Origin of the sequence: Janthinobacterium aestuarii, assembly GCF_046113285.1 — a bacterium.
In the GTDB taxonomy this organism is placed as follows: domain Bacteria; phylum Pseudomonadota; class Gammaproteobacteria; order Burkholderiales; family Burkholderiaceae_D; genus Janthinobacterium.
Genome location: NZ_CP142524.1, coordinates 2,865,138 through 2,890,468, shown reverse-complemented (window position 1 = coordinate 2,890,468; position 25,331 = coordinate 2,865,138). Strand labels below are relative to the sequence as shown.

Genomic DNA, 25,331 nt, shown 5'->3' with positions numbered 1-25,331 from the left:
TCTTGATTAAAGATCATTCAAACAACGACGCCTGACAAAACCGTCGCGAGCGGCAGCGATTTGTGGCCGAGAAGCGCAGCTGTGCACAGGCACAGCGAGCATCACAGGCCGCAAGGCGCGACGCGCAGCAGGTTTGGTCAGGTGTTGACCAGATCGGTGGCAGGCAGCAGCGACAAGGCGCGCGCCGTGTCGATCAGCTTGCTCATCTTCCATTGCTGCAGCAGCACGCCGGGGCCGAAGTCGCGTGAACCGCCGATGGCTTCGGCCGCGATCTGGATCTGCGCGCCTTCTTCCAGCAGCAGGATGAATTCGGCCAGCTTCAGCAAGCCCTGCTTGCCCCACACGGTGGCGCCGCCGTTCGCTTCCAGGATGGCCGTCGCATGCGTATTGCGCGCGATTTCGCCGAGGATGAAATCGACCTCGGGCTGGCGGCGGTCGATATAGATGGGGATTTCGCGGATCAGCTGGAAGCGCTGCACGGGCACGTAGCGGATCGGCAGGGTGCGGTGCGTCTGCGCCCACGCACCCAGCGACGGCGAGTGCACGTGCGAGATCGACGTGACCTCGGGCCGCTCGCGGAACAGTTTCAGGTAACGCGCGCCGCCGTTGTTGGCGTCGCCCACGAGCACCGTGCCGTCCAGCGCCAGCACGGCCGCCTTCAGGGGCTGGCCGCGGCGGAACGGACCCGGGTCGTTGACCACCACGACCTTGTCGCCGCCAGGGGTACGTTCGACAAAGCCCACCGTGCCATTGGCCGTCAGGCTGCCCGTCTCGCGCAAGCCATCGAAGGCGATCTGCGCATCGCGCCGCACCTGTTCCACGAAGGCCAGTTCGGCCGCCGTCAGATCCTGGGTTTGTACTTGCTCTGGTGCTTGTGCTTGTGCCACGTCCGTCATGTCATGCTCCATTCTTGAGGTTGAGGTACGAATCAGTCATGCCTCTACTTTCGCAAGACGCGTGCCAGCGCCGGGGCCGTACAAATGACGGAGCGCTGCTGCCTGTGCAACAGCGGCTGCTGGCATGGCAGCAGTGGTACGGATATGCACTGTCTACCAGCCAGCAAGCGCGGTTCGGGGTCTGACCCGGCGGGTCAGACCCCGGCAGCAGGCATGTTTCGTGCAGCGTTCGGTCTTCCTCACCTTACCAAGGAATCCCATGACCACCGCAACCGCCCCCGCCGTCGATACCGTCTGGTTCACCCGCTGCCCCGTGCCCACGGCCACGGGCCTGGCCTATAAACTGGGCTGGCTGGACGAAGAATTCGCCCGCGACGGCATCGCCTTGAAGACGCTGCAGGAAGTGGGCGGCGAGCTGGCGCGCCACCATTACGACCATGGCCTGTCCACGCTCGTGCGCGAAGGGGGCAACCTGCTGGCCTTGCCCGCGCGCGCGCAAGGAGCGCCCACGCGCCTGATCGGCCTGACGTGGATCGATGAATGGCAAGCCATCCTCGTGCGCCCCGGTTCCGGCATCGCCACGCCCGCGCAGCTGCAGGGCAAGCGGCTGGCGCTGCCCGTGTTCCGCGCTGAAGACTTGCGCGAGAACCGGCGCGGGCGCAGCATCGCGCGCGGCATGAGCCTGGCCGGCTACAAGGGCGTGCTGGCGTCGGCCGGCCTCACGCTCGACGATGTGCGGCTGGTGGAAGTGGGTGCCGACGCCCAGGCATCGGCCAATCTGGGCGCGGGCCTGTGGCAAGGCATAGGCCCGCTCTTGCGCGGCGAAGTCGACGCCGTCTACGTGAAAGGCGCGGCGGCGGCCGAAGCGGCGCGCGCGGCGGGGCTGGAAGTGGCCATCGACATCGACGCCCTGCCCGACCGGCGCTTCCGCGTCAACAACGGCACGCCGCGCCCGATCACCGTGCATGCAACCATGCTGGAACAGCATTTCGAGCTGGTCGTGCGCTTTTTGACGCAGACCTTGCGCGCCGCGCACTGGGCGCGCAGCCACAAAGAAGAGGTGCTGGCCATCCTGCAGGGCGAGACGCGGGCCGGCGCCGACGCCGTGGCCGAAGCCTACCGCGACGGTTTTCACCTGACCCTGGCGCCCGACCTGTCCGACGACAAGGTGGCGCTGTTCCGCCAGCAGAAGGATTTTCAATTGCAGCACGGTTTTCTCGACCGCGACGTCGATATCGACAGCTGGATCGACCGCCGGCCGTTGGAAGAGGCCCAGCGGCGGCTGGAGGCGCTGCTGCGGGTGGCGGCGTAGTGGTGTTGTCGGCTTACGCTGCGCTAAGCCGACCTACCGCTGCGCTGAGCCGACCTACTGGAAGAAAAAATGGCCGGCGAGTTTGCCGGCCTTTTTTACCTCAGGCAGTCACGCTCAGAACTGCACCGTGTACGACGCGCCCACCGTGCGGCCCTGGCCGATGATGACGGTGTCGCCGTTGACGGCGCCCGGCACGAAGCTGGTCAAGGTGTGGTTGCGGTAGACCTTGTCGGCCAGGTTGTTCGCATATGCCGTGATCCGCTGCTTGCCGCCCGGGAGCACGTACGACAGGCGGGCATTGGCCAGCGCGAAGCCGCCCTGGTTCAGCAAGCCGCGCGCGTCGCTTTGCGGGTCGACATAGTAGTACTGCTTCGACGTATAGCGCACGTCGCCGCTGAAGACCAGCTGCGCGCCATTGCCCAGCGGGTAGCGGTAGTCGGCCGCCAGCAGCGCCGTCACGTGGGGCGAGCGCACGAATTCGTTGCCGGAGCGGTCGCCGCCATTGTTCTGGATGGCGAAATCGTCGAATTCCGTGCGCAGCAGGCCCAGGTTGGCGTTGATGTGCAGGTTGTCCGTCGGCTGCGCCTCGATCTCGAATTCCGCGCCGTTCACGTGGGCCTTGCGCACGTTTTGCAGGTAATTGACGCTTTGCGTGGGGTCGCCGTTGTACACGCCCGTGATATTGACCTGCACGTTCTTGTAATCATAGTGAAAAACGTTGGCGTTGAAATTCAAGCGCCCGTCCAGCCATTCGGACTTGATGCCCGCCTCGAACGAGTTCAGGGTTTCCGGCTTCACCGTATTGAGTGCCCGCACGTCCGTGGCGCTCGTGTTGTAGCCGCCCGACTTGATGCCGTGCGCGTATTTCAGGTAGCCGCGCAGGGTGCGGCTGAAGCGGTATTCGGGCGTCACGTCATACGTCAGCGCGTTCCACGTGGTCGATGGATTCGACGTGAAATTGTTGTTGGCCACGGAGGCGGCCGTGTAATTGCCGCCCCGGACCGTGTTCCACCAGCTGGCCGCGTCGCCGAACGTCACCGTGTTCGATGCGGCCTGCACGCGCTGCAAGTCCAGGTCCTTGGTTTCCGTGGTCCAGCGCAAGCCAAACGTGGACAGCAGCTGCTCGCTGAAGTTGACGGTCGTGCTGCCGAAGATGGCCGCGCTGCGCGCCTTGTGCTGGTAGACGGTGCGGTTGTAGCCAACGGGCTGGGTGCTGCCCGCCAGCGCCGGCACGGTACCGTTGGGCAGGCGCGCGCCGGCCGCATCGGCATCGATCTTTTCATTGAAGTAGAACAGGCCCGCCACCCAGCTCACGGCGCCGTTCTGCGGCGACGTCAGGCGCAGCTCCTGCGACACTTGTCGGCTGCTGGCCTTGGAACGGCTGCGGCCCACTTCCAGCGGCGTATTGTCGCTGTCGCCCGTGGCCTCGTTCCTGAAATTTTCATAGCCGGTGATGGAGGTGAGGGTCAGTTCGCCCAGCGCATATTCGAGGTTCAGCTGGGCGCCGCCCTGTTTCACGTCGCTGTCGGCCGGCGCATTCGTGCTCACGTCGTCGGGATTGGTGCTGGGGACGTAGCCGTTGCGGTACACGCCATTGGCGCCATAGCTGGCCACGGTGGTGGTGGCGCCCTTGGTCGTGTAGTCGCGGTAATGGAGGTTCAGATTCGCCGTCAGGTCGCGCCCGATCAGGGCCTTGAGCTGGCCGCGGATGGCGCTGTCCTTGAGTTTTCCATCGCGTTCGCCCGTAAACTGGTTGCGGAAGCGGCCCCTGTCCTGCTGCTCCGTATGGAAGGACAGCCGCCCCGCCAGCACCTCGTCGACAAGCGCGCCGCCGATGGCGCCTTCGGCCACGGTGGTGTCGTAGCTGCCGTAGTCGAGCTTGGCGTAGCCGCTGGACTTGAACGAGGGTTTGCGCGAGATCACGTTGATGGCGCCACCCGTCGTGTTCTTGCCCCACAGGGTGCCTTGCGGGCCGCGCAGCACTTCCACCCGGTCCAGGTCGAACAGGGGAAAGCCCGTGGCGCTGGAATTGCTGATGTAGACGTCATCGAGGTAGAAGCCGACGGGATTCGGAAAGTCCACCTGCTGCTGGCCCGCACCCACGCCGCGTATCCACCAGCGCGGGCGGCCGTGCTGCTGCGTGCCGGCCGAGGCGTTCGGTACGTAATTGAGGATTTCGCTGGCCGAGCGGCCGATGCCCGTGTCGAGCAGCTCCTTGCCACCCAGGACCGTGATCGCGCTGGGCACCTTCTGCGCCGATTCTTCGCGCTTTTGCGCCGTCACCGTCACCGATTGCAGCGAGGCGCCCTCGCCGGTGCCATTCGCGTCAGCCGCAGCGATGACATCGGCGCCAGGCGTTTCCGCATGGGCCAACCCTGGGGCGAGCATCAGGCCGCCGATGGCGAAGGCCGAGCGCAGCGCGCGGCGCACTGGCGTCAAATGAAGAGGAGATGGGGAGAAGGCGGCAGGGGCAGTCGAACGGCGCATGGGTGATTATCCTTGAGTAAAGTCAAAACGCGAGATGGTGATGACCTATATTGCAAGTGGCGTGCCCGCTGCCGCAGCGCAGCAAAATGGAAGTTAAGTGCTTGATTTCAAAGGGAGACTATCATCATGGTAGTGCTGTTGATTTGGCAGCAGCGCCGCCGCCGCGTGCTGCCTGCGCGACAGCAGTCGGTGGCGCTGCTGTCGCGGCAACAGGGGAAAGGATCAGGCGGCACGCAGCAGTGCCGCCGTGTGGCCGCGCACGAGCGGCAGCACTTCCTCGCCCACCCTGTACGCTTCTTCCAGGTGCGGCGTGCTGGCCAGGATGAAGGCGTCGGCGCCCAGCTGCACCAGCTCGTCCAGGCGTTCGGCCACCTGCTGGTAGCTGCCGACGATGCCCTGCGTCTGCCCGCCGCGCAGCAGATTGAAGCCGGACCAGATATTCGGCGCCGTGATCAAGTCCTTGTAGCTGTTCAAGGTGGTCGGGCGGTTGCCCCGCTGGCGCGCCGCGCCCACGGAATCGCCGCCATCGGTGCCGAGGAACTGGCGTAGGGTGGCCGCATCGACGGCCTCAAAGCCCTTGCGCACCTCGTCCCACGCTTCTTCTTCCGTGGCGCGGGCGACGATGTCGACGCGCACGGCGCACTTGATCTTGCGCCCCAGCAGCGCCGTCTTTTCCTGCACGCGGGCGAATTTCTCGCGCAGCTGCTCGAACGGTTCCAGCCACGTCAGGTAGTAATCGGCGTGCTTCGAGGCCGAACCGAGGGCCGCGTCGGACGAGCCGGAAAAATAGATCTCGGGGAAGTCCTGTTCGGACAACGGCGTGGCCAGGCCCGCGTCTTCCACCTGGTAGAACTTGCCCTGGTAGGAAAACGGTCCGCCGCGCCACACGCCGCGCACCACGTCAAGGAATTCCGTCGTGCGCGTGTAGCGGTCGTCGTGGCCGGCCGCATCGCCCCACCACAGCTGTGCCGGGCCGCCGCCGCCCGTGATGACGTTGTACAGGGCGCGGCCGCCCGTGGCCCGCTGCAGGCTGGCCGTCATGCGCGCGGCCACCACGGGGTTCAGAAAGCCGGGCTGGAACGGGATCATGAAGCGGAAAGTGCGCGTTTCGCGCGCCAGCAGCGCGGAAATGGCCCACGGTTCATCCGTCATGGGAAACGACGGGATCAGGCCGCCCTGGAAGCCCGATAGCTCGGCCGCGCGGGCGATCTCCGCCAGGTAGTCGATATACGTAAAACCGTCGGCGCCACCACCACCGAGGCCGGCCTGGCGCAGGTTGTCATTGCCGGGAAACCAGTCGCCGCGAAACGGCGTGCGGGCGCGGTGCGAACTTGGTTCGCCATGCGTGGGGATGCGCCAGAAAAAATCGATTGCCATGTGGAGTACTCCTTGGTAAGTTGGATTCAGGCCGCTTTCAGCGCGGATGCCGTCAACGATGCGCGCACGAGCGGCAGCACGTGTTCGCCGACGCGATAGGCTTCCTCGAAATGAGGGATGGCCGCCAGCACGAAGCTCGACACGCCCGCCTGCGCGTACGCTTCCAGCGCGGCGGCCACCTGCGCATAACTGCCCACCAGGGCGCCGTGGGAGCCCGTCTGCGCTTGCGCAAAGCCGGGCCAGAACGCGGCGGCGCTGCCGTCGGACGGCAGTTCATCTGGCAGGCCCGCGCCGCTGCGGTAACGGCGCGCGTCGCGCAAGGCTTCGTCGAACGTTTCACGGGCCAGCACGTCGATGCGCAAGCCCGCCGCCACGATGCGGCCCAGCTGGCGCGCCTGCGTTTGCAGGCTGCCGATGGAAGGCTGCAAGTCCGCCAGCGGTGCCGCATCGAAGACGTGCACGTCGGCCTGGCGCGCCGACAGGGCCAGCGCTTCGGGCGTCTCGCCCGTCAGGTAGATGCCGTTGACGGGATGGTTCGCCAGCGGGCCCTTGAAGCCGCCGTCCTGCACCTCGAAGAACTTGCCCTTGAAGCTGAACGGCGACGTGTTCTGCACGCCGCGCGCCACCGTGATGAATTCATCGATGCGGGGCAGAATATCGGCGTCCGGCGCCGCATCGCCCTGGCGCCTGCGCGCCGCCGCATCGCCGCCGTGGCCGATCTGCCAGGCGAAGCGCCCGCCCGTGAAGCGCTGGAAGCTGACGGCGTTCTTTGCCGCATACACGGCAGAACCCCAGGCCGCGTCGAATTCGGCGATCAGCTTCAGGTGGCGCGTGCTGCGGGCCAGATAGCCAGCGACGATCCAGCTTTCATCGCCCTGCGTATCGTGGCGCACCTGGATGCCGTCGAAGCCTGACAGGTCGGCTGCGCGGGCGATCTGGTGCAGGTAGTCGAAGTAATTGAACGGTGGCCGCGCGCCGCGCGGGTCGCTCACGCCCGCCTGCAGGGGACTGGGCGCGCCAGTGGCCCGTTCGCCCCGGCGCGTAATGCCGGGCGCCGCGTAACGGCCGTCGCCGCTGGTGGGCAATTGCCAGATGAATTCGATGGTCATGCATGGACTCCTGTCGTGGGTCGAAGAAAACACCGCCGCACATTGGCGCGGCGGCCTGCCCTTCCCTCCTCGCAGAAAGCATGCCATGCCCCGTGGGTCCGCCAGCGCCATTCTCTGTTGATTTGGCAGCAATCAGCTGCATCCACGGCAGCAGCGTGCTGCGCGCGCAGCAGCCATGAAAAAAGCCGGAGCCGCAGCGCTGCGGGTCCGGCTCCAGGAGATCCATCACGCGCCTAGTCGATGGCGCCCGCCTTTTTCAAAAAGGTGCGCAGGATGTTGCGGCTCAGGTTCAGGTGTTTCGCCGTGCGCACCTGGTTGCGCTCATTGCGCTCCCACGCGGCGCGCACCAGTTCCTGCTGCATCGCTTCGAATTCCACGGCCTCGCCCGAGTCGAGCAAGGCTTGCCAGGCGCGGGCAAAGCGCTCGGCGGCCAATAAATCGTCCTGGCCGGCCGCGCCGTGGGCCGCGTAGGCGATGTCGGCGCCGCCGGCCCACGCGTCCGGCACGGGCACAGGGGCCGATGCAGGCGCCGGAGCGCGGTGCCAGCCCGACAAGCTCAGGTCTTCGGCGCGCACGACGCCGCTGCGGCACACGAGCAGCGCGCGGTGAATGACGTTTTCCAGTTCGCGGATATTGCCCGGCCATGGATAGCCGAGCAAGGCCTCGTGCGCATCAAGGTCCAGCTCCACCTCGCCCAGGTGCAGGCGCTGCGCATAGATGGCCATGAAGTGGCGCGTCAGCGGCATGATATCGCCCGGACGCTCGCGCAGGGGACGCAGCGGCAGGCCAATCACCTGCAGACGGTAATACAGGTCTTCGCGGAAGCGCCCGGCCCGCACGGCTTCGGCCAGGTCCACGTTCGTGGCGGCGATCAGGCGCACGTCGATGGGAATGGCGCGCCGCGCGCCCAGGCGCACCACTTCGCGCTCCTGCAGCACGCGCAGCAGCTTGACCTGCATCGCCAGCGGCAAGTCGCCGATTTCATCGAGGAACAAGGTGCCGCCGCTGGCCGTCTCGAACCAGCCCGGCTTGCCCTGCTGCGCGCCCGTAAATGCTCCCTTTTCATAGCCAAACAGTTCGCTCTCGACCAGGGTTTCGGAAAACGCGCCGCAGTTGATCGCCACGAAAGTCTGCTCGGCGCGCCCGCTCAAGCCGTGCACATGGCGCGCAATCAGCTCTTTTCCCGTCCCCGTCTCGCCCGTGATCAGCACCGTCGCCTCGCTGGGCGCGATGCGTTCGATCAGTTCATGCAACTGGCGCGAACGGGGGTCGGCAAAGACAAAGGCCGTGGCGCGCACCAGCAAGCTCATTTGCTGCGGGTCGCGGAAGGCGACGAGCGCACCATCATCGTCGGCGCTGGCGCCGCGGGCCAGGTGAGCGCTGCGCGCGAAATCGCTGCTGAAATTGTGGGCTAAGAGTTCCATGGGCCGACTATACCGCGTGCCATCTGCAGGCGTGAACGAATGGTGCCGCGCTAGCTTATCCGGATTTTGCATATGCGCGGCGCAGCTCCTGTGCTGGCCCGGAGTTTGCATGGCCAGCCATGCACGCCATGTCGTCAACACACCACGGAGCCACCATGCCGCAACGTCAGCTTGTCCTGAACGTCTTTTTGCAACGCCACGGCCATCATCCGGCCGCCTGGCGCCATCCATCGGCCAGCGCCAGCGGACGGCCCGACCTGGCCTGGTGGCTGCGCGCCGCCAGGCTGGCCGAGGCGGCCAGGTTCGACAGCTTTTTCATCGCCGACTTCATCGGCCGCGCCGGCGACGTCACGCCAGACACGGGCCGCGCCGCCATCGGCCTGCCGTTCGAACCCTTCACGCTGCTGTCGGCGATTGCCGCCGTCACGCGCCACATCGGCCTGATCGCCACCGTCAACACGAATTACGAGCACCCGTATCACGTGGCGCGCAAATTCAGTTCACTCGACCACCTGAGCGGCGGGCGCGCGGGCTGGAACGTCGTGTCCTCGTTCGCCGAGCATACGGCGCGCAATTTCGGCATCGATGCGCCGCGCAGCCACGCGCAGCGCTATGCGCGCGCCGATGAATTCGTCGCCCTGTCCAAGGCCCTGTGGGATAGCTGGGACGACGATGCCTTCGACCGGCCAGACCGCGCCGGCGGCCGGTTCTACCAGCCGGCAGCCGGCCATGCGCTCGATTTCCGGGGCGAGTATTTCGCCTCGCAAGGCTTGCTGGACTTGCCCCGCCCGGTGCAGGGCCACCCCGTGCTGGTCCAGGCAGGCAATTCCGAGACGGGCCGCGAATTTGCCGCGCGGCTGGCCGAGATGGTGTACTGCTCCGCCACCTCGCTGCCCGTGGCGCAGGCGTATTACGCGGACGTGAAAGGACGCATGGCGAAATATGGCCGCGCCGAAGATCAATTGAAAGTCACGCCCGGGCTGTCCGTGGTGGTGGCGGAATCGGACCAGCAGGCGCAAGACCAGTTCGGCGAGCTGCAGGCGCTGGTCGACTTCAGCAACCTGGAATTTGGCGGCTTCGACTTGTCCGGCTACCCGCTCGACGGCCCCCTGCCCGACCTGCCCTACCAGGCGGGCGACAACGGCAAGGGACGTTTCCAGCAGCAGCTGGAGCTTGCCCGCCGCGAGCACCTGACCTTGCGCCAGCTGGTGCTGCGCTTTCGCGTGGCGCGCGGCCACCTGCAAGCGATCGGCTCCGTCAAGACGGTGGCCGACGTGATGGAGCAGTGGTTCGTGGAACGGGGCGCGGACGGTTTCAACGTCGTGCCGCCGCTGCTGCCGCAAGGTTTCGAGGACTTTACGCGGCTGGTGGTGCCGGAACTGCAGCGGCGCGGCCTGTTCCGCACCGAGTATGCCAGCAGCACCCTGCGCGGCCACCTGGGCCTCGACCGGCCCGCCAACCCGCATACGCGGGCGCGGGCCGCCTGATCAATCAGGATCCGGATCGAAATGCTTGCGCAAGCCTTGCCAGCATTCGAAATAGTCGTTTTGCAGCAGGCCGCCGTCCAGTGCGAACGGCGTGGGCTTGAGGATGGTGCGCGTCTCGAACATGAAAGCCATGGTATCGGCCACCTTCACGGGCGCGGACGTATCGCTGTGCGAGGCTTTCTCGAACGTCTGCGCATCGGGGCCGTGGCCGGACATGCAGTTGTGCAGGCTGGCGCCGCCAGGTACAAAACCGGCCGCCTTGGCGTCGTACACGCCGTGGATCAGCCCCATGAATTCGCTGGCCACGTTGCGGTGGAACCAGGGCGGGCGGAACGTGTGCTCGGCGGCCAGCCAGCGGGGCGGGAAGATGGCGAAGTCGATGGCGCCGAACAGCGGATTTTCGCTCGGCGCCTGCAGCACGAGGAAGATCGACGGGTCGGGATGGTCGTAGCTGATGGAGCCGATGACATTGAAGCGGCGCAAATCGTATTTGTAGGGCGCGTAATTGCCATGCCAGGCCACCACGTCGAGCGGCGAATGATCCAAGGTCGTGCGCCACAGATGGCCGCCGAACTTGGCCACCAGTTCGCAATCGCCCTCGATATCCTCGTAGGCCGCGTGCGGCGTGAGGAAATCGCGGCTGTTGGCCAGGCCGTTCGAGCCGATGGGCCCCATGTCCGGCAAACGGAAAGCGGTGCCGAAGTTTTCGCACACATAACCGCGCGCCTGGCCGTCCGGCAGGGTGACGCGGAAGCGCACGCCGCGGGGAATCACGGCGATTTCCTGCGGTTCCAGTTCGATCAGCCCCAGTTCCGTGGCAATCGCCAGCCGCCCTTCCTGCGGCACGACCAGCAATTCGCCGTCGGCCGAATAAAAGAAGCGCTGCATGGAGCGGTTGGCCGCATACACGTGGATGGCGCAGCCGCTCATCGCTTCGGCGCTGCCGTTTCCCGCCATCGTCTGCCAGCCGTCGATGAAGTCCACCGGCGTGGCGCTGTCCGGCAGCGGCAGCGGATCCCAGCGCAGCTGGTTCGGCGGCGTCGGCGGCATGGCGTGGAAATCGCTGACGATGCGGGTATTTTCAGCCAAGGTAAACGGCGGATGCTGGCTGGCGGGACGGATGCGGTACAGCCACGAGCGCCGGTTCTGCGCGCGCGGCGCCGTGAAGGCCGTGCCAGACAGCTGCTCCGCGTACAGGCCCAGGGGCGCTTGCTGCGGCGAATTCTGTCCCTGCGGCAAGGCGCCGGGCACGGCTTCCGTGGCAAACTCGTTGCCGAAGCCGCTTTGGTAGCCGGCGCCTATCATGCGCGCTCCGCCAGGCCGTCGGCCGCGTCGCGCAGCAAGCCTTGCACCACGTCGGCCTGGCCGATGGCGCCCATGGCCAGCAAGGCGAAGCGGGCCAGGAACAAGGGCGAGCGCTGTTCGCCCAGGCCGCCCATGGTGTGGCACAGCTCGGTGTATAAATTATCGAGTTCGATGTCGGTCATATGATCTCCTTGTTACTTTGATTGGGCGATGCCGGCCGCTGCCAGCGCTGCCACCACCTGCCCCACCCTCACCTCGCGCCAGCGCCCCAGCACGTGTCCATCCGGGCGCACGAGATAAAACGTGCCTGGCTGCGCGTCGAACAGCGAGCATACCTGTGCCGTGTGGTCGCAGGCGCCCCCTTGCTCCCCGCTGCAGGCAATCGCCACGGTCGTCAACGGCAAGCTGTCGCCCAGCGCCAGCAGTTCCGCAGGCACTGCGCCATCGTCGCTGAAATACAAGCCCGTGAAATGGCCATCGGCGCGTTTGAGCAAATCGGTAATATACCCCGCTTTTTGACCGCCGTTGTGCGGCAGCGCGAGCGGACATTCAGGCAAGACCGTGCCCGGCGCGGGACCGGCTGCGAACGCGTCCAGCTCAGGCGCATTCAGGGCCGATTGCGCATACGCGATGGCGCTGGTCTGGCGCGGGTTGATCAGCGAGCGCACGTGCGCATGTTTGCCCGCCAGGCCCAGCACGGCCGTGCGCATCAGCTCGAAGGCAAACGTGGGCGGCGCCATGAATTCCGTGCTTTTCGTGCCGTGACGCAGGTTTTCATGGGCGGCGTACACGCGTTCGTCCGAATAGCTGTCCAGCAAGCTATCCGGCGCCCGGCCCTTGACGACGTAGGCGAGCTTCCAGGCCAGATTGTCCGCGTCGTCGATGCCGGAATTGGCCCCGCGCACGCCGAAGATGGGTACCAGGTGGGCCGCATCACCCGCGAACAGCACGGCGCCGTGCCGGTATTTGTCCAGGGTCAAGGCGTTGGCTTTATAAATGGTGATCCACACGGGGTGCCATGGTTGTGTCTCCCCCATCATGGCCAGCAGGCTGTCCACGCGCGGTGCCACGTTTTCCAGCAGCACGGCCGCCTGCGCATCCTCGTCGTCGCGCAGCTGGTAGTCGATACGCCAGATATCGTCGGGCTGCTTGTGCACCAGCACGGTCGAGCCGGGGTTCGACGGCGGGTCGAAATACGCGAGGCGCTCCGTGGGGCGCTCGCTTTTCAGATGGATATCGACGATCACATAGCGGCCTTCATAGCTGGTGCCCTGCAATTTCAAGCCCAGCGCCTCGCGCACGGCGCTGCGCCCGCCATCGGCCGCCACCAGCCAGTCCGTGTCGATGGTGTAGGTGTCATCGGGCGTGGCCAGCGTGACCTTGGCGCCATCGGCGCGCTGCTGCACGCCAGTGACGCGCGTTTGCCAGCGGATATCGATCAGCTCGCTCTGGCGTTCGGCCGCATCGAGCAGGAATTGCTCGATATGGTATTGCGCCAGGTTGACCATCGGCGGCAATTTCTGGTTCGCGTCTTGCGGCATCGTAAAGTGCAGCACTTCCTCGTCGCGGTAAAAGCTGCGGCCGCCCGCCCATGGCAAGCCTTTGCTGATAAAACCGTCGAGCGCACCGAGGTGGTCGATGATTTCCAGGCTGCGCCGCGAGATGCAGATGGCGCGGCTGCCCGTGCAAACGCCATCGTCCGCCTCGATCAGCACCGAGCGCACGCCGTGGCGCGCCAGGCCCAGGGCCGTGGCCAGGCCCACGGGGCCGCCGCCGACGATCAGGACCGGCACGTGCTGCGTGCCGGCACCCGCAGGCTTGCCGGGCGGATACACTTTCGGCACATGGGGATAAGGGTGAAACGTGTCGCGCATGATGGTGTCCTCTCAAGAATGTGTTTTGCCGCCGCGCGCAATCGGCAGGGTCAGCACGATGGCCGCGCCGGCCACCAGCAGCACGCTCGCATACAGCAAGCCCGTGGCAAAGCTGTGCGTGAAATCCTTCAGCCAGCCCACGACGACGGGATTGAGGGCCGAGCCGATATTGCCCGTGGCATTGATGACGGCGATGCCGATGGCGCGCGCGCCCAGGCTCAGGGCCCGGTCCGGTGTGGTCCAGAAGACCGACATGGCCGTGTAGGCGCCCGTCGAAGCCATGCATACGCCCAGCAACTGCAGCACGGGGTTGCCCGCATAGGCGGTCAACAGCCAACCGCCGGCCGACAGCAGCATGGGCCAGACGATATGCCAGCGGCGCTCCTGCAAGCGGTCCGAGCGGCGGCCCCAGACAATCATGCCGATCACGGTGCAGACCTGCGGTATCGCCGCCAGCAGCCCGATCTGGGTGTTGCTGGCGCCGCTATTGAAACTTTTCACGATCAGCGGCGTCCACACGGCCACCATGGCCAGGGTATTCACCAGGCAAAAGTAGGCGATGCCGAATTTCAGCACGGTGGGCGACAGCATTTCCGCCAGCACGGAGACTTTTTGCCGGGGCGCATCAGGCTTGTGCTCGGCCGCCAGCATGCGCGCCAGCACCTGCTGTTCCAGCTTGCCCAGCCAGTTTGCCTTGTTGGGCGCGTCGTCAAGGTAGCCGTAGACGGCCAGGCCCAGCAGCACGGAAGGCATGCCTTCGAGCAAGAACAGCCATTGCCAGCCCTTCAAGCCCCAGTGGCCGTCCAGCCCCAGGATCAGGCCCGACAAGGCCGAACCGATGGCGGCCGTGACGGGCATGGCGATCATGAACAGGGCATTGGCGCGCGCCCGGTAGGCGCTGGGAAACCAGTACGTGAGGTAGAGCAGCATGCCGGGCAGGAAGCCCGCCTCCGTCACACCCACCAAAAAGCGCAGCGCATACAGGCTGGCCGGGCCGCTGGCGAACAGGGTCGCCGTCGAGGCCAGGCCCCAGGCGATCATCATGCTGCCGATCCATTTACGCGCGCCGATGCGCGCCAGCACGATGTTGCTGGGAATGCTGCAGGCGATGTAGGCGATGTAGAACAGCGTGGTGGCAAAGCCGAACTGGGTGCCGGACAGGCCCAGGTCTTGCATCATGGTCAGGCCGGCAAAGCCGATGTTGATGCGGTCAAGAAAGGAAAACACGAACAACAGGAATAAAAATCCCAGCAGATGGCGCGATACCTTGCGCATCACCTGCTGTTCCAGTTGCACGCTGGCCGCGTCGAGGACGGGCGCCGGGGTGGCGGCGATGGCGGGGGTGGCCCCTTGGGCGATGGTCATGCTTGTCTCCATAAGGTGTCGCCCTCCCCTTGTTGATTTTATTGGGTGAGGGAGGCCGGGTGATCCCGGCTTGCAACACAGTATGCAGACGCGCGCCGCGAACCCTGTCCCCATTTTGGGGACATTTCGCGGCGAACACCGTCAAAAAGGCGGAGCCATTGCTACGTCCAAGGGACTAGACAGGCGCTGGCGCCATGCACAGCGCAAACAACTGGCGCTGGCTGGAAATGCCCAGGCGTTTATACGCGCGCTTCTGGTAGGTGATGACGCTCGATGGCTGCACGCCCATGGTCTCGGCGATTTCCACGGCCGTGAAGCCTTCGAGCACGCAGCGCAGCACGTCCAGTTCGCGCTTGCTCAAGGCGGGACAATGCTGGCGCAGCCTGGCCAGCATCATGGGCGCGACGCCTTGCGCGGGCTGGCCGTTCAAGCTGTAGTGGTGCTTGGCCGCATGGGCGAACAGCGGTGACAGGGTTTCGATGGCGGCGATTTCGCCAGGCCGGAACTGGCCCTGGCTGCTGTCGCGGTAGAAATTGACGGACAACCAGATATCGCCGGCCGGCTGCACCAGCAAGGATAGCCGGTCAGAGACATTCGGTTTTTGATAGCAGGTGGCGCGGTAGCCGGGATGGTAGATCTCGTCGCTGGCTTGCTGGTGCAGCACGATGGCGGGATCGATTTCCCGCCCGGGCGCGGGCGCGATCACGCGCTGGTTGCCGTCAAGCGCGTAATAGTGGCGCGCGTAGCTGTCGGCGATATCTTGCAGGAAACGCCCGCCGCGCCGGTCGGCCACGGCCACCGTGCGGGGCCGGTTGCCGAATTCATAGGCAAAGATCGTGCACTGGGAAATGGGCGCGGCCGTGCTGACCGTCTTCAGGATGGCCCCGGCAACGGCATTCACGTCGGCATGGCCGATGGCGGCCACCAGATCGAGGGCGCGCCCCAGATCCAGCTGCCCCTCGGCCTGCTGCCGCTCCACCTGCCAATAGCGCATGGCCGTCTCCCGTGACGCTTATTGTTGACGCTGCGGCAAGACCCAGTCCGGCCGGATGTAGTGACAGGTGTAGCCGTGCGGCAAGCGCTGCAGATAATCCTGGTGCTCCGGTTCCGCTTCCCAGAACGGGCCGGCCGGCGCCACTTCCGTCACCACCTTGCCGGGCCACAGGCCCGAGGCGTCGACGTCGCGGATGGTGTCTTCGGCCACGCGCTTTTGCTCGTCGTTCGTGTAAAAGATGGCCGAACGGTAGCTGGTGCCGCGGTCGTTGCCCTGGCGGTTCTCCGTGCTGGGGTCGTGGATCTGGAAGAAGAATTCCAGGATCTTGCGGTAGCTGATGGTGCTCGGGTCGAAGATGATTTCGATCGCTTCCGCATGCGTGCCGTGGTTGCGGTAGGTGGCGTTGGCGACGTCGCCGCCGCTGTAGCCCACGCGCGTGGCGATCACGCCCGGATAGCGGCGCAGCAAGTCTTGCACACCCCAGAAGCAGCCGCCGGCCAGGATCGCGGTTTCGTTGTCTTGTGCCATGGTGTCTTTCCCGTTCTAGTCAGAAGCAGCTATCTTACTCTGTCGCGCGACTTTCTTCAGCGGGCCAGCAAGCGCTTGAGCTGCGCCGCCTGGTAGGCACCGATGGCGTCATTGAACAGGCAGCGTATCAGCGGGTCGTCGACGATGTCGGCCTCCGCCAGTGCGGCCCGCGCCCCGGCATCGAACGGGCCATCGTTGATGCGCATGTACATCGACGTCAGCGATTCGCCCAGCACCAGCGCCGCATGGCATTTCACCAGCGGCACCTCGGTGGTCCAGCCGGGCGCTTCGTTCGTCTCGGGCACCAGGTCGATCAAGTCGCCATGCGTGCGGTAATGCAGGATGGTGGCCGCGCCGTCATGGCCGTACAGGGCCAAGCGCCACAGGCGCGGTTGCTGGAAGTAGCTGTCCTCGGGCAGTTCCATGTCGCGGTAGCGCTCAAGCAAACCTTGGCGGCAGAAATCGAGCACCAGCGCCGTGTCGGCGGAGCTCAGGGGCGCGAAACGGCGGGCGATGTCCGCCGTGGCGGGCGGCGTTGCGTCGGGACGGTAGTCGAAATCCACGTCCTGCGGTCCGACCGGGAGCACCCAGGGCAAGGGTTCGGCGCTGCTCACTCCGTGCGCGTCGAGCAGCACGGCCGTCGACGGATCGAGGCGGAAGATGTGCGCCTCGGGCAGCGCGGCGCCGATTTCATCGGCAAAGCGGCGGTAGGTAACGGGGAACATCGCGTGGTTGTACCAGGACCAGTCTTCCTGCACGAACTGGCAGGAGCTGGGCACGAGGTAACGGGGCGCCAGCGCGCGCAGCTGCGGCACCCAGTCGTCGGGAAGTTCGACCGGGCCTCGCGCTGCCAGCGACGGCGCGATGACGGCGATCTCGCGCATGGTCTGGAATGGCCACAGCACCATGTCCCACGGCGCGAACGCGGCCAGCTGCGCCAGCGTCTCGGGGCCGATCCACGAGTCGACGACGTTGAGCACGTTCATGCCGGCTGCGCGCACCTGGAACAGCGAATCGACATCGTCGTCGAGCGCCCGGCGCGGGATCACCTCGATGGCGCCCACGCGCACGGGCACGTCGACGTGCAGGCGCTGCACTTGCGTAAAGCCGAGCGCGCGCAGCATCGCGAACAGTTCGTCGAAGACGCAGTACAGATAGATGGGCGTGGCGCGGTCGAGCACGTCGATGCTGTCGAGCGAGCAGTGGTCGTCATGGAAGTGCGAAATGAAGACGGCATTCCAGCGCAACCGGCGCACGGCGTCGAGGTCGAAGCGCACGGACGGAAACGCGTGGCAGTTGCGGCTGAAGGGGTTTTCGACGATGGGGTCGAAGGCGATGGCCGTGCCTTCGCATTCGAAGACATAGCCGGCGTGCAGGATGCGGGAGATTTTCAGGGGCATGGGCGTGAGGAATGCAGAGAGAACCCCTGCAGCGTAAATGCTGGGGTCAGACCCGCCGGGTCTGACCCCGGAATTTGCTTTCGGGGTGAGAAAAACGCCGGGAATGCTCAATACGGATTATTCAGCACATCCATCGCAAAATACGTAAAGATCATGTCCGCGCCCGCGCGCTTGATGGCGCCCAGGGTTTCCTGCACCACGCGGCGCTCGTCGATGGCGCCCGCCTGGGCGGCGAACTTGATCATCGCGTATTCGCCGCTGACCTGGTAGGCGCCAATCGGCAGGCGCGTCACTTCGCGCAGGTCGCGGATGATGTCCAGGTAGGCGCCCGCAGGTTTCACCATCAGCGCGTCGGCGCCTTCGGCTTCGTCGATCAGGGACTCGCGCACCGCTTCGCGGCGGTTCATCGGGTCCATCTGGTAGGTCTTGCGGTCGCCCTTCAGGGTGCTGCCGGCCGCGTCGCGGAACGGGCCGTACAGGCCGGAGGCGAACTTGGTCGAATACGCCATCACGGGCGTGTCGTGGAAGCCGGCCGCATCGAGCGCGCTGCGGATCGCCGCCACCTGGCCATCCATGGCGGCCGAAGGGGCGATGATGTCCGCGCCCGCCTGGGCCGCGATGACGGCCTGCTTGCCCAGGTTCAGCACCGTGCTGTCATTGTCGACCGTGTCGCCATGCAGGATGCCGCAATGGCCGTGGTCCGTGTATTCGCAGAAGCAGGTGTCGGACATGACGACCATTTCCGGCACGGCGTCCTTGATGATGCGCGACATGCGCGCCACCAGGCCGTCCGGGTTCAGGGTGTCCGTGCCGTGGCTGTCCTTGTGGTGCGAAATGCCGAAGGTCATGACGGAGCGCAGGCCGGCGCGCGCGTAGCGCTCGATTTCCTGCGCCAGCTTCGCTTCGGGAATGCGGCGCACGCCGGGCATGGACTTGATGTCGATGAAATCGCTGCTGCCTTCGTCGACGAAGATCGGCAGGACCAGGTCGCGCGGATTGATCTCGGTTTCGCGGAACAGCTCGCGCAGTTGCGGGGTCGCGCGCAGGCGGCGCATGCGCGAAGTGGGGAATTGTGCTGGCATGGGGTGACTGGCTTCAGGTTAACAACGCCAGCAAGTATACGCCGATCGCGCCGCTTGCGCCGGGCTGCCCGGCAAAAAAGCCGCGCAGGTCAAAAAATGCCGCCCTGCTCCGTCATTGCGGCTGCAACAGGGCCGCCACTTGCCAGCGCATGTCCGCCGCCAGCTGCACCAGCATGGCGCCGCGGCGGCGCGCATCGGCGCGCTTTTTCGACGGCACCAGCTCCAGGTCGGGCATCCGGCAAGGGCCGCATGGCAGCCTGTAATTGCCGTCGCCGGCAGGCAGCGCATGCAGTTCGCGCCACGCCAGGTCGTAGTCGCACGAGATGTGGCGGCGCCGGCGCCAGTTCAGCGCGATGCGGTTGGCGTTGCTGACCAGGTCCAGGTGGCCGCAGCCGAAAAAATCGCCCAGGTCGCGCAAGGCGGCCACCATCAGGTTCTTCGGCCGGCAGCCGTGCAGCGCCCGCGTCGCGTCCTTCACCGCCTGCGCGCCCGCCTGCGAGCGCAGTCCCTGCAAGGCGCCCAGCTGGATGACGGCGCCTCCGGGCTGGGGACGGAACAGGAAACTGGCCAGGTACAGCGACACGCCCTCGCGCGTCAGGCGCAGGCACAGGTCGCCCTCGCGGTGGCTGTCATGGATGGCCGTCAGCTGCAGGCGGTAGGTGGCGCCATCCTTGCCCTCGATGGCGGCCAGCACCAGCGCGCGGCGCGCCGCGTACTCCACCAGCGGCCGCGCGCCCGCCTGCCACAGGAAGCGGTAATGCCCGCGCAGCAGGTCCACCCTCGCCGCGCAGCCAAACTGGCGGCTGGCGTAGGGACGGTAAATCTTGTACAGCAGGCTGGGATGGGCGTGCGCGAGCGCCGCCAGGCCAGGCGTGCCTGCGACAAAGGCTTGCCAGCGCGCGCGCTGCAGGGGAAAGACAACGGCGCCCAGCGCGGCCTTGAGGCGGTGGCCATGCTGGCGCAGTGCGGGCAGCGCGGCGCGCTCCTCGATGATGGCAAAAGTATGCATGCGTATGCTTCTACAACAGGTCTCGGCAAACAGAACGCGGCGGGGCCGCAGCAGCCCGAAACAGGCGGCAGCACGCATGCAGCCGCTCTACGCCGGGTAGAGCGGATGATAGGTGGGAGCTAAAACAATGGGGGTTACAAGTTGGTAATGTGCTGCCTGCCTACGCTAGCGCAGCAGGTGCAAACGCAGGCGCAAGCCCGGCGCCGCATCCTCGATTTCCAGACTGCCCCCATGCAGGGCCGCGATGGCCGCCACGATGGACAGGCCCAGGCCATTGCCGGGCAAATGGCGACTCTTGTCGAGGCGGTAGAAGCGCTGCGTCAGCTTCGGCAATTCCTCAGCGGGCACGCCGGGGCCGTTGTCGCGCACGGCCAGCCAGCTGCCCTGCGCATCGCTGCCGGCCGACACTTCCACCGTGGCGCCCTGCCCCGCGTACTTGATGGCGTTGTCGACCAGGCTGGCCAGCGCGCTGCCCAGCAGGTTGCGGTCGCCGCGCGCCGGCACGGCCTCGCCATACATCTGCACCAGCAGCACGCCCTGCTCGTCGGCCGTCGCTTCATACATTTCCACGATGTCGGCGCCGATCTGGTGCAGGTCGATGTCGTCGAAATTCTCGGGACGCATGCCCGATTCGGCCGCCGCGATCTGCAGCAGCTTGTCGAACACGCGCGTCAGGTCGTCGATGTCGTCGATGGCCGCCTGCGCCGCGCTCTCGTAGCCGGCCACGCCCTGCTGCTGGCGCAAGGCGCCATCGAGCTTGTTGCGGATGCGGCCCAGCGGTGTGCGCAAGTCGTGCGCGATGGCGTTCGACACGTGGCGCACGCCTTCCATCAGGTGTTCGATGCGGTCGAGCATGCGGTTGATGTCGCGGCTCAGCAAGCCGAACTCATCCTCGCTGGAGACGGGAATGCGCCGGCTCAGGTCACCCGCCTCGATTTCCCCCGCCGTGCGGCGTATCTGCCCGATGCGCGCCTCGAGCTGGCGGCGGAACAGCCAGGCGCCCGCCACCACCAGCACGATGGCCACCCCGCCGCCATAGGCCAGCGAGCGCAGCACCAGCGTGCGGATCGACTTGCCCTCCTCCATGTCGCGTCCGACGAACAGGCGCGCGCCGCCCGCCAGGTCGCGGATCAGCATGCGCGCGGGCACCCGGCGCCCTTCGCGCGTGACGTCGCGGTGCAGCAGGCGGCCCACGGGGCTGCCCAGGTCGGGCCAGGACGACAGATTGCCTGCCACGCGGCGGCCATCGGCATCGACCAGCAAAAAGATCTCCGTGTCGCTGTCGGTGCGGTCGGTCAGCAGATGGGCGATTTCCGCCGTCGTGCGGCTGCTGCCGCCCTGCTCGTACAGCGCGGCGAAGCGCTCCGAGAGCAGGGTCAGCTTGCGGTCCACGCTGCGGTCCAGCACGCCGATGGTGCCGAAATAGAACACGGCGCAGACGATGCTGATCGACACGACCACCAGCACGCCATAGCCGAGCGCCAGCCGGGCCGCGATCGAGCGGTGCAGCTTACGCACTGTCGAGCACGCCCAGGGTGTAGCCGACGCCGCGCACCGTGTGGATCAGCGGCGGAGAAAACTCCTTGTCCACCTTGGTGCGCAAACGGCTCACCTGCACGTCGATGACGTTGGTCTGCGGGTCGAAATGGTAGTCCCACACGGCTTCGAGCAGCATGGCGCGCGTGACGGACTGCCCCTGGTGGCGCATCAGGTATTCGAGCAGGCGAAATTCGCGCGGCTGCAGGGCGATTTGCCGGTTGGCGCGCGTCACGCGCATGGTACGCATGTCGAGCACCAGGTCGGCCACCTGCAGTTGCGTCGATTCGGGCACGGGCGCGGCGCGGCGCAGCAGCGCCTCGATGCGCGCCAGCAGTTCGGCGATGGCGAACGGTTTCGACAGGTAATCGTCGCCGCCGCTGCGCAGGCCGCGCACGCGTTCGTCGACGCTCGACAGGGCCGACAGCACCAGCACGGGCGTGTTGCGGCCCATGCCGCGCAGGCGCGCGACGATGGCCAGGCCGTCGATTTCGCCGGGCAGCAGGCGGTCGAGCACCAGCGCATCCCAGTCCTCGCCGCAGGCCAGGCGCATGCCGTCGATGCCATTGTCGCAGGCGGTGACGTCGTGGCCAGCTTCGCGCAGGCCGGCACAAATGTAACGGGAAGTTTCGGCTTCGTCTTCGATGACCAGGCAGCGCACGGGGGATTCCTTGTAAGATCAGGCAGCAAATACGCGCAGCATACGCCAGGCGCGCGCCACTTGCCAGCCCCGGCGTGCGCCGCCAGGCGGCGGCCGGCTAGTTACATTTGCCGCGCAGCTTGGCGATCGCCACGAAGGGCAAGGCATACACGCCACCGATGCCGATCGGGCCGATGCCGGTGGGCTGGCGCTTCAAGCCGTCGGCGTGCAGGCAGTCGGGCACCTTCGCCTCGGCGAAGGCGGCGGAGAACTGCTCGTATTTCCGGTCGGCGCGTATCGTCACCTGCTGCATGGCCGGCTGCGGAAGTGCGTCGCGCGCCTGCGCCTCTTCCGCCAGTACGGCGCGCACGGCGTCGCGTATCATCGATTGCGTCAGTGGCGGTGCCGCTCCCGCTCCCGCTCCCGGCGTCGTCTCCAGCGCCTGGGCCCCGGCCTGCACCGCCGCGCACAGCCAGACCGCGGTGACAAGCTTGCAAGCTATTTTCATCGTCATCATCCACACATGCCAGGTTTGCAATATTTCCATCAATATAGCAGCATTCGTGCGCGCCGGGGCGTGCGGCGAACGTTGACGGGGTCGGGTACAATACAGCCTCGACAATGTTTGGCCGCGCCCGCGCGCGCATGTTTTATCGGCGCTTCCCGGCTTGCCGCGGCCAGCATCGCCACCACTGCCACTAACGAACATCAGGCGCGCCTGGCGCGCGCCACAGACCACTACAGCCATGAAATCGACCCACTCTCTCGCACTGGCGCTGGCCATGGCCATCACTTGCGGCAACGCCGCCGCCGCAGACACCAAACAAAGCATGCTGTTCGATGAAATCCCCATCGGCAGCTGGAGCACTTCCGCCGAACTGGGCGCCATCACCACCTCGGGCAACACGGTGGGCACCTCCGTCACGGGCAAGATCGACGCGCGCCAGGAACTCGACGACTGGAGCAACCAGTACATCTTCAGCGGCTACTTCAAGGAAGACGAAACGACGAACGACGAAGGACAAAAGATCCGCGAACGCTCGGCCGAACGCTTTTCCGCCTCCGCCAAGGCCGCCTACAAGCTGATGGCCGACCATGAAAAACTGTTCGTGCTGGCCTCGCACGTGAACGACAAGTTCGGCGCCTACACCAAGTACTCGACCCTGGCCGTCGGTCACGGCTCGCGCTGGTACCAGTCCAGCGACAAGAGCGTCGATGTGGAATTCGGTCCTGGCTATTTCAGCGGCACCAATGACGCGGGCGAATCGGAACACGGCCTGACGGTGCGCGGCGCGGCCGCCATGAAGTGGAAGATCAGCCAGTCGGCCATGTTTACGCAGACGGTCAGCGTGGAACGGGGCACCTCGAACACCCACTCGATCGCCGAAACGGCCCTCAGCACGAAGATCAACGGCACCATGCAGATGAAGGCCGCCTTCAGCGCCCGCAACGATACCCGCGTACCCGACGACAAGAAGAACACGGATACGCAAACCTCGCTGACCCTGGTCTACTCGTTCTGAGATGCCGGCCACGCTGATGCGGCGCTTGCGCCTGGGCGCCCTGCTCTGTGCCGCGGCGCTGCTGAGCGGCTGCGCCGCCGTCACCGTCAGCGCCATTTCGCCGGCCGACTACCTGCAGCAGCGGCGCGGCGACATCCTCACCACGGGCAAACTCAGCGCATCGGCCAGCGAAGTGCTGCGCATCATCGGCAGCGACATCGCCGCCTGCGAAGCCAATACGGGCAGCTGTCGCGCCGACCTGGCCCGCTCCGAGCTGCTCAGCGACGAACAGCGCCTGGCAACCCTCTCCGAATTGTGGCTGGAAAGCGCCCTGGCCGAAGAAAAACAGGGCGGCCACCCCAGCGCCGAGCTGCTGGCCGCGTGGCTGGAATCGGCCCGCTATGCCTACGCCTACCTGTTCTACACGACGCGCACGCCGGGCCAGCGCGCGTTCGAGGAACGCCAGACGCAGATCCGCGACTACTATAACTATGCCGTGCAAAAGGCCGTCGGCAACCTGTTCCGCCACCGCGGCGAATACCGCCCGGACGGCCATGTGATCCGCGTCGCCGGCTGGCAGATCGACAGCGAACTGTCTGCCCTGCGGCTGCCCGCAGACGGCACCCTGCCGGAAGAACTGCTGCCGGCCACCTCGCTGACGTTTTCCGGCCTGCGCAATGTGTACCGGCGCGACGGCTTCGGCGCCGACCTGGTGGCCGTCATGCCCAAGCCCGCGCAAGCGGGCAACGCACCGTTCCAGGAAACACGCTTCCCCGTCGTCACGGCGCTGATCCGCTTCGACGGCAACAGCCTGCAGGAAGTCCTGGCCACGCAGCAGCTGCTGGTGATGCTGGTCGACCCGACGCGCAGCGAATCGACGCGCATGGCAGGCCAGGAACTGCCCGTGGCAGCCAACTTCACGGCCGGCTATGGCCTGTGGCTGGCCCGCTCCGGCTTCGGCGTGCAGGCGCTGCGCACCCTGTTCGGCCGCGCCGACGGCATTTCGCGCCCGCAGGTGCACCTGATGCAGCCCTACGACCCGAACAAGCGCACCATCGTCATGCTGCACGGCCTGGCCAGCAGCCCGGAAGCGTGGATCAACGTGGCGAATGAACTGATGGGCGACGAACAGCTGCGCCGCCGCTACCAGATCTGGCAAGTGTACTATCCGAGCAATGCGCCGCTGGCGGCCAATAACGCCGCCATCCGCAAGGCGCTGACCGCGACGCTGGCGCAGTTCGACCCGGCTGGCAAGGCGGATGCCGCGAACGAGATGGTCTTGATCGGCCACAGCATGGGCGGCGTGCTGGCGCGCCTGATGGTGTCCGACGCCAGCAACACCCTGCTCGACGCCATCACGGAAGAATACAATTTGAAGGGCAAGAAGGCGGAAAAAATGCGCGCCGGACTGGCGCCCTACCTCAATTTCACGGCCATGCCGCAGGTCAACCGCGCCATCTTCATCGCCGCGCCGCACCGCGGCACCTCGTTCGCCAACCACAAGGTGGCGCGCTGGATCGCCAATCTCGTCACCTTGCCCATCACCATGCTCGACCAGCTGTCCGACGCGGCCGGCAGCCTGGCGCAGCTCGACACGGGCAGCAGCGAGCCGCTGCGCATCCCCAACAGCATCGATAACCTCAGCGACAAGGACCCGTTCGTGCGCCTGGTGGCGGACCTGCCCATCAGCCCGAAAGTGCGCTACTACTCCATCATGGGCAACGACACGCCGGACCTGCCGCTGGCCGAATCGAGCGACGGCGTGGTGCCCTATGCCAGCGCCCACCTCGACGGCGCCCTGTCGGAAAAAGTCATCCCCTCGTGGCACAGCGTGCAGGAAAGCCCGCAGGCGATCCTGGAGATACGGCGGATCTTGCGGCTGCCGGACAGCTTGCCCTGACATACAGCGCTGCCTGATGCAGAAAAGATGCGTTTTTCGCTTGATAAAGTTGCGAAACATGATAATCTTGTGTGTAAGACGCCTGGCGCATATACCCGAGGAGC

Annotated in this window: 21 protein-coding genes; 4 read left to right on the top strand and 17 right to left on the bottom strand. The window is 66.1% G+C overall.

Annotated features, from left to right (window positions below; translation table 11 throughout):
• Window positions 1–137: 137 nt before the first annotated feature.
• Window positions 138–896 carry a class II aldolase/adducin family protein gene (locus OX462_RS12950; protein ID WP_409028614.1) on the bottom strand — a complete coding sequence of 253 codons (759 nt, stop codon included), beginning with the start codon at window positions 894–896 and terminating at the stop codon, window positions 138–140.
• 259 nt (window positions 897–1,155) lie between these two features.
• Between OX462_RS12950 and OX462_RS12945 the strand changes: the two genes are divergently transcribed.
• Window positions 1,156–2,208 carry an ABC transporter substrate-binding protein gene (locus tag OX462_RS12945; protein WP_070291424.1) on the top strand — a complete coding sequence of 351 codons (1,053 nt, stop codon included), beginning with the start codon at window positions 1,156–1,158 and terminating at the stop codon, window positions 2,206–2,208.
• Between the two features lie 114 nt (window positions 2,209–2,322).
• Here OX462_RS12945 and OX462_RS12940 read toward each other — a convergent pair whose 3' ends face one another.
• The 4 genes from OX462_RS12940 to OX462_RS12925 form a co-directional block, all read right to left on the bottom strand.
• Window positions 2,323–4,695, bottom strand: coding sequence for a TonB-dependent receptor (locus OX462_RS12940; RefSeq protein WP_409028613.1), 2,373 nt, complete (start codon window positions 4,693–4,695; stop codon window positions 2,323–2,325).
• 222 nt (window positions 4,696–4,917) lie between these two features.
• Complete coding sequence (locus OX462_RS12935) at window positions 4,918–6,072, bottom strand: LLM class flavin-dependent oxidoreductase (protein WP_121669612.1); 1,155 nt, start codon at window positions 6,070–6,072, stop codon at window positions 4,918–4,920.
• Window positions 6,073–6,098: 26 nt separating this feature from the next.
• A complete protein-coding gene (locus OX462_RS12930; RefSeq protein ID WP_409028612.1) occupies window positions 6,099–7,181 on the bottom strand; it encodes an LLM class flavin-dependent oxidoreductase in 1,083 nt (360 codons plus the stop codon).
• 233 nt (window positions 7,182–7,414) lie between these two features.
• Window positions 7,415–8,605, bottom strand: coding sequence for a sigma-54 interaction domain-containing protein (locus tag OX462_RS12925; protein ID WP_121669614.1), 1,191 nt, complete (start codon window positions 8,603–8,605; stop codon window positions 7,415–7,417).
• 155 nt (window positions 8,606–8,760) lie between these two features.
• Here OX462_RS12925 and OX462_RS12920 point away from each other — a divergent pair, with 155 nt between their 5' ends.
• Window positions 8,761–10,092 (top strand): LLM class flavin-dependent oxidoreductase, encoded by a 1,332-nt coding sequence (locus tag OX462_RS12920; RefSeq protein WP_409028611.1) that lies wholly within the window; start codon window positions 8,761–8,763, stop codon window positions 10,090–10,092.
• Here OX462_RS12920 and hmgA read toward each other — a convergent pair whose 3' ends face one another.
• From hmgA to OX462_RS12860, 12 genes are all read right to left on the bottom strand, one after another.
• Entirely contained in the window at window positions 10,093–11,397 is a 1,305-nt protein-coding gene (gene hmgA, locus OX462_RS12915) for a homogentisate 1,2-dioxygenase (RefSeq protein WP_409028610.1), read from the bottom strand. It abuts the gene before it with no gap.
• The gene (locus OX462_RS12910; RefSeq protein ID WP_070218444.1) at window positions 11,394–11,579 is read right to left on the bottom strand and encodes a DUF2783 domain-containing protein; all 186 of its coding nucleotides are present in this window, start codon (window positions 11,577–11,579) and stop codon (window positions 11,394–11,396) included. The genes hmgA and OX462_RS12910 overlap by 4 nt, the downstream gene beginning before the upstream one ends.
• A 12-nt stretch (window positions 11,580–11,591) precedes the next feature.
• Window positions 11,592–13,271, bottom strand: a complete 1,680-nt coding sequence (locus OX462_RS12905) for an FAD-dependent oxidoreductase (protein WP_409028609.1) — start codon at window positions 13,269–13,271, stop codon at window positions 11,592–11,594.
• 12 nt (window positions 13,272–13,283) lie between these two features.
• Entirely contained in the window at window positions 13,284–14,636 is a 1,353-nt protein-coding gene (locus tag OX462_RS12900; protein ID WP_256267170.1) for an MFS transporter, read from the bottom strand.
• A 175-nt stretch (window positions 14,637–14,811) separates the two neighbouring features.
• Window positions 14,812–15,630, bottom strand: coding sequence for a helix-turn-helix domain-containing protein (locus OX462_RS12895; protein ID WP_409028608.1), 819 nt, complete (start codon window positions 15,628–15,630; stop codon window positions 14,812–14,814).
• 18 nt (window positions 15,631–15,648) lie between these two features.
• A complete protein-coding gene (gene msrA, locus OX462_RS12890; protein WP_409028607.1) occupies window positions 15,649–16,158 on the bottom strand; it encodes a peptide-methionine (S)-S-oxide reductase MsrA in 510 nt (169 codons plus the stop codon).
• A gap of 56 nt (window positions 16,159–16,214) precedes the next feature.
• Window positions 16,215–17,558, bottom strand: a complete 1,344-nt coding sequence (locus OX462_RS12885; RefSeq protein ID WP_409028606.1) for an MBL fold metallo-hydrolase — start codon at window positions 17,556–17,558, stop codon at window positions 16,215–16,217.
• Window positions 17,559–17,665: 107 nt separating this feature from the next.
• A complete protein-coding gene (gene hemB, locus OX462_RS12880) occupies window positions 17,666–18,640 on the bottom strand; it encodes a porphobilinogen synthase (protein ID WP_070218449.1) in 975 nt (324 codons plus the stop codon).
• A 112-nt stretch (window positions 18,641–18,752) separates the two neighbouring features.
• A complete protein-coding gene (locus tag OX462_RS12875; RefSeq protein WP_409028605.1) occupies window positions 18,753–19,649 on the bottom strand; it encodes a VirK/YbjX family protein in 897 nt (298 codons plus the stop codon).
• A 165-nt stretch (window positions 19,650–19,814) separates the two neighbouring features.
• Entirely contained in the window at window positions 19,815–21,167 is a 1,353-nt protein-coding gene (locus OX462_RS12870) for a sensor histidine kinase (protein WP_409028604.1), read from the bottom strand.
• A complete protein-coding gene (locus OX462_RS12865) occupies window positions 21,160–21,846 on the bottom strand; it encodes a winged helix-turn-helix domain-containing protein (protein ID WP_070218452.1) in 687 nt (228 codons plus the stop codon). Before OX462_RS12865 ends, OX462_RS12870 begins: the two co-directional genes overlap by 8 nt.
• Window positions 21,847–21,943: 97 nt before the next feature.
• Complete coding sequence (locus OX462_RS12860; protein ID WP_409028603.1) at window positions 21,944–22,333, bottom strand: hypothetical protein; 390 nt, start codon at window positions 22,331–22,333, stop codon at window positions 21,944–21,946.
• 238 nt (window positions 22,334–22,571) lie between these two features.
• Between OX462_RS12860 and OX462_RS12855 the strand changes: the two genes are divergently transcribed.
• Window positions 22,572–23,348: a DUF481 domain-containing protein gene (locus OX462_RS12855; RefSeq protein ID WP_070218454.1), complete on the top strand. Its 777-nt coding sequence runs from the start codon at window positions 22,572–22,574 to the stop codon at window positions 23,346–23,348.
• A 1-nt stretch (window position 23,349) separates the two neighbouring features.
• Window positions 23,350–25,227: an esterase/lipase family protein gene (locus tag OX462_RS12850; protein ID WP_409028602.1), complete on the top strand. Its 1,878-nt coding sequence runs from the start codon at window positions 23,350–23,352 to the stop codon at window positions 25,225–25,227.
• Window positions 25,228–25,331 lie beyond the last annotated feature (104 nt).

Bases quoted from the DNA above. Each gene is read 5' to 3' on its own strand.
- OX462_RS12950 (WP_409028614.1), bottom strand. From the start codon at position 896: ATGACGGACGTGGCACAAGCACAAGCACCAGAGCAAGTACAAACCCAG.
- OX462_RS12945 (WP_070291424.1), top strand. From the start codon at position 1,156: ATGACCACCGCAACCGCCCCCGCCGTCGATACCGTCTGGTTCACCCGC.
- OX462_RS12940 (WP_409028613.1), bottom strand. From the start codon at position 4,695: ATGCGCCGTTCGACTGCCCCTGCCGCCTTCTCCCCATCTCCTCTTCAT.
- OX462_RS12935 (WP_121669612.1), bottom strand. From the start codon at position 6,072: ATGGCAATCGATTTTTTCTGGCGCATCCCCACGCATGGCGAACCAAGT.
- OX462_RS12930 (WP_409028612.1), bottom strand. From the start codon at position 7,181: ATGACCATCGAATTCATCTGGCAATTGCCCACCAGCGGCGACGGCCGT.
- OX462_RS12925 (WP_121669614.1), bottom strand. From the start codon at position 8,605: ATGGAACTCTTAGCCCACAATTTCAGCAGCGATTTCGCGCGCAGCGCT.
- OX462_RS12920 (WP_409028611.1), top strand. From the start codon at position 8,761: ATGCCGCAACGTCAGCTTGTCCTGAACGTCTTTTTGCAACGCCACGGC.
- hmgA (WP_409028610.1), bottom strand. From the start codon at position 11,397: ATGATAGGCGCCGGCTACCAAAGCGGCTTCGGCAACGAGTTTGCCACG.
- OX462_RS12910 (WP_070218444.1), bottom strand. From the start codon at position 11,579: ATGACCGACATCGAACTCGATAATTTATACACCGAGCTGTGCCACACC.
- OX462_RS12905 (WP_409028609.1), bottom strand. From the start codon at position 13,271: ATGCGCGACACGTTTCACCCTTATCCCCATGTGCCGAAAGTGTATCCG.
- OX462_RS12900 (WP_256267170.1), bottom strand. From the start codon at position 14,636: ATGACCATCGCCCAAGGGGCCACCCCCGCCATCGCCGCCACCCCGGCG.
- OX462_RS12895 (WP_409028608.1), bottom strand. From the start codon at position 15,630: ATGCGCTATTGGCAGGTGGAGCGGCAGCAGGCCGAGGGGCAGCTGGAT.
- msrA (WP_409028607.1), bottom strand. From the start codon at position 16,158: ATGGCACAAGACAACGAAACCGCGATCCTGGCCGGCGGCTGCTTCTGG.
- OX462_RS12885 (WP_409028606.1), bottom strand. From the start codon at position 17,558: ATGCCCCTGAAAATCTCCCGCATCCTGCACGCCGGCTATGTCTTCGAA.
- hemB (WP_070218449.1), bottom strand. From the start codon at position 18,640: ATGCCAGCACAATTCCCCACTTCGCGCATGCGCCGCCTGCGCGCGACC.
- OX462_RS12875 (WP_409028605.1), bottom strand. From the start codon at position 19,649: ATGCATACTTTTGCCATCATCGAGGAGCGCGCCGCGCTGCCCGCACTG.
- OX462_RS12860 (WP_409028603.1), bottom strand. From the start codon at position 22,333: ATGAAAATAGCTTGCAAGCTTGTCACCGCGGTCTGGCTGTGCGCGGCG.
- OX462_RS12855 (WP_070218454.1), top strand. From the start codon at position 22,572: ATGAAATCGACCCACTCTCTCGCACTGGCGCTGGCCATGGCCATCACT.
- OX462_RS12850 (WP_409028602.1), top strand. From the start codon at position 23,350: ATGCCGGCCACGCTGATGCGGCGCTTGCGCCTGGGCGCCCTGCTCTGT.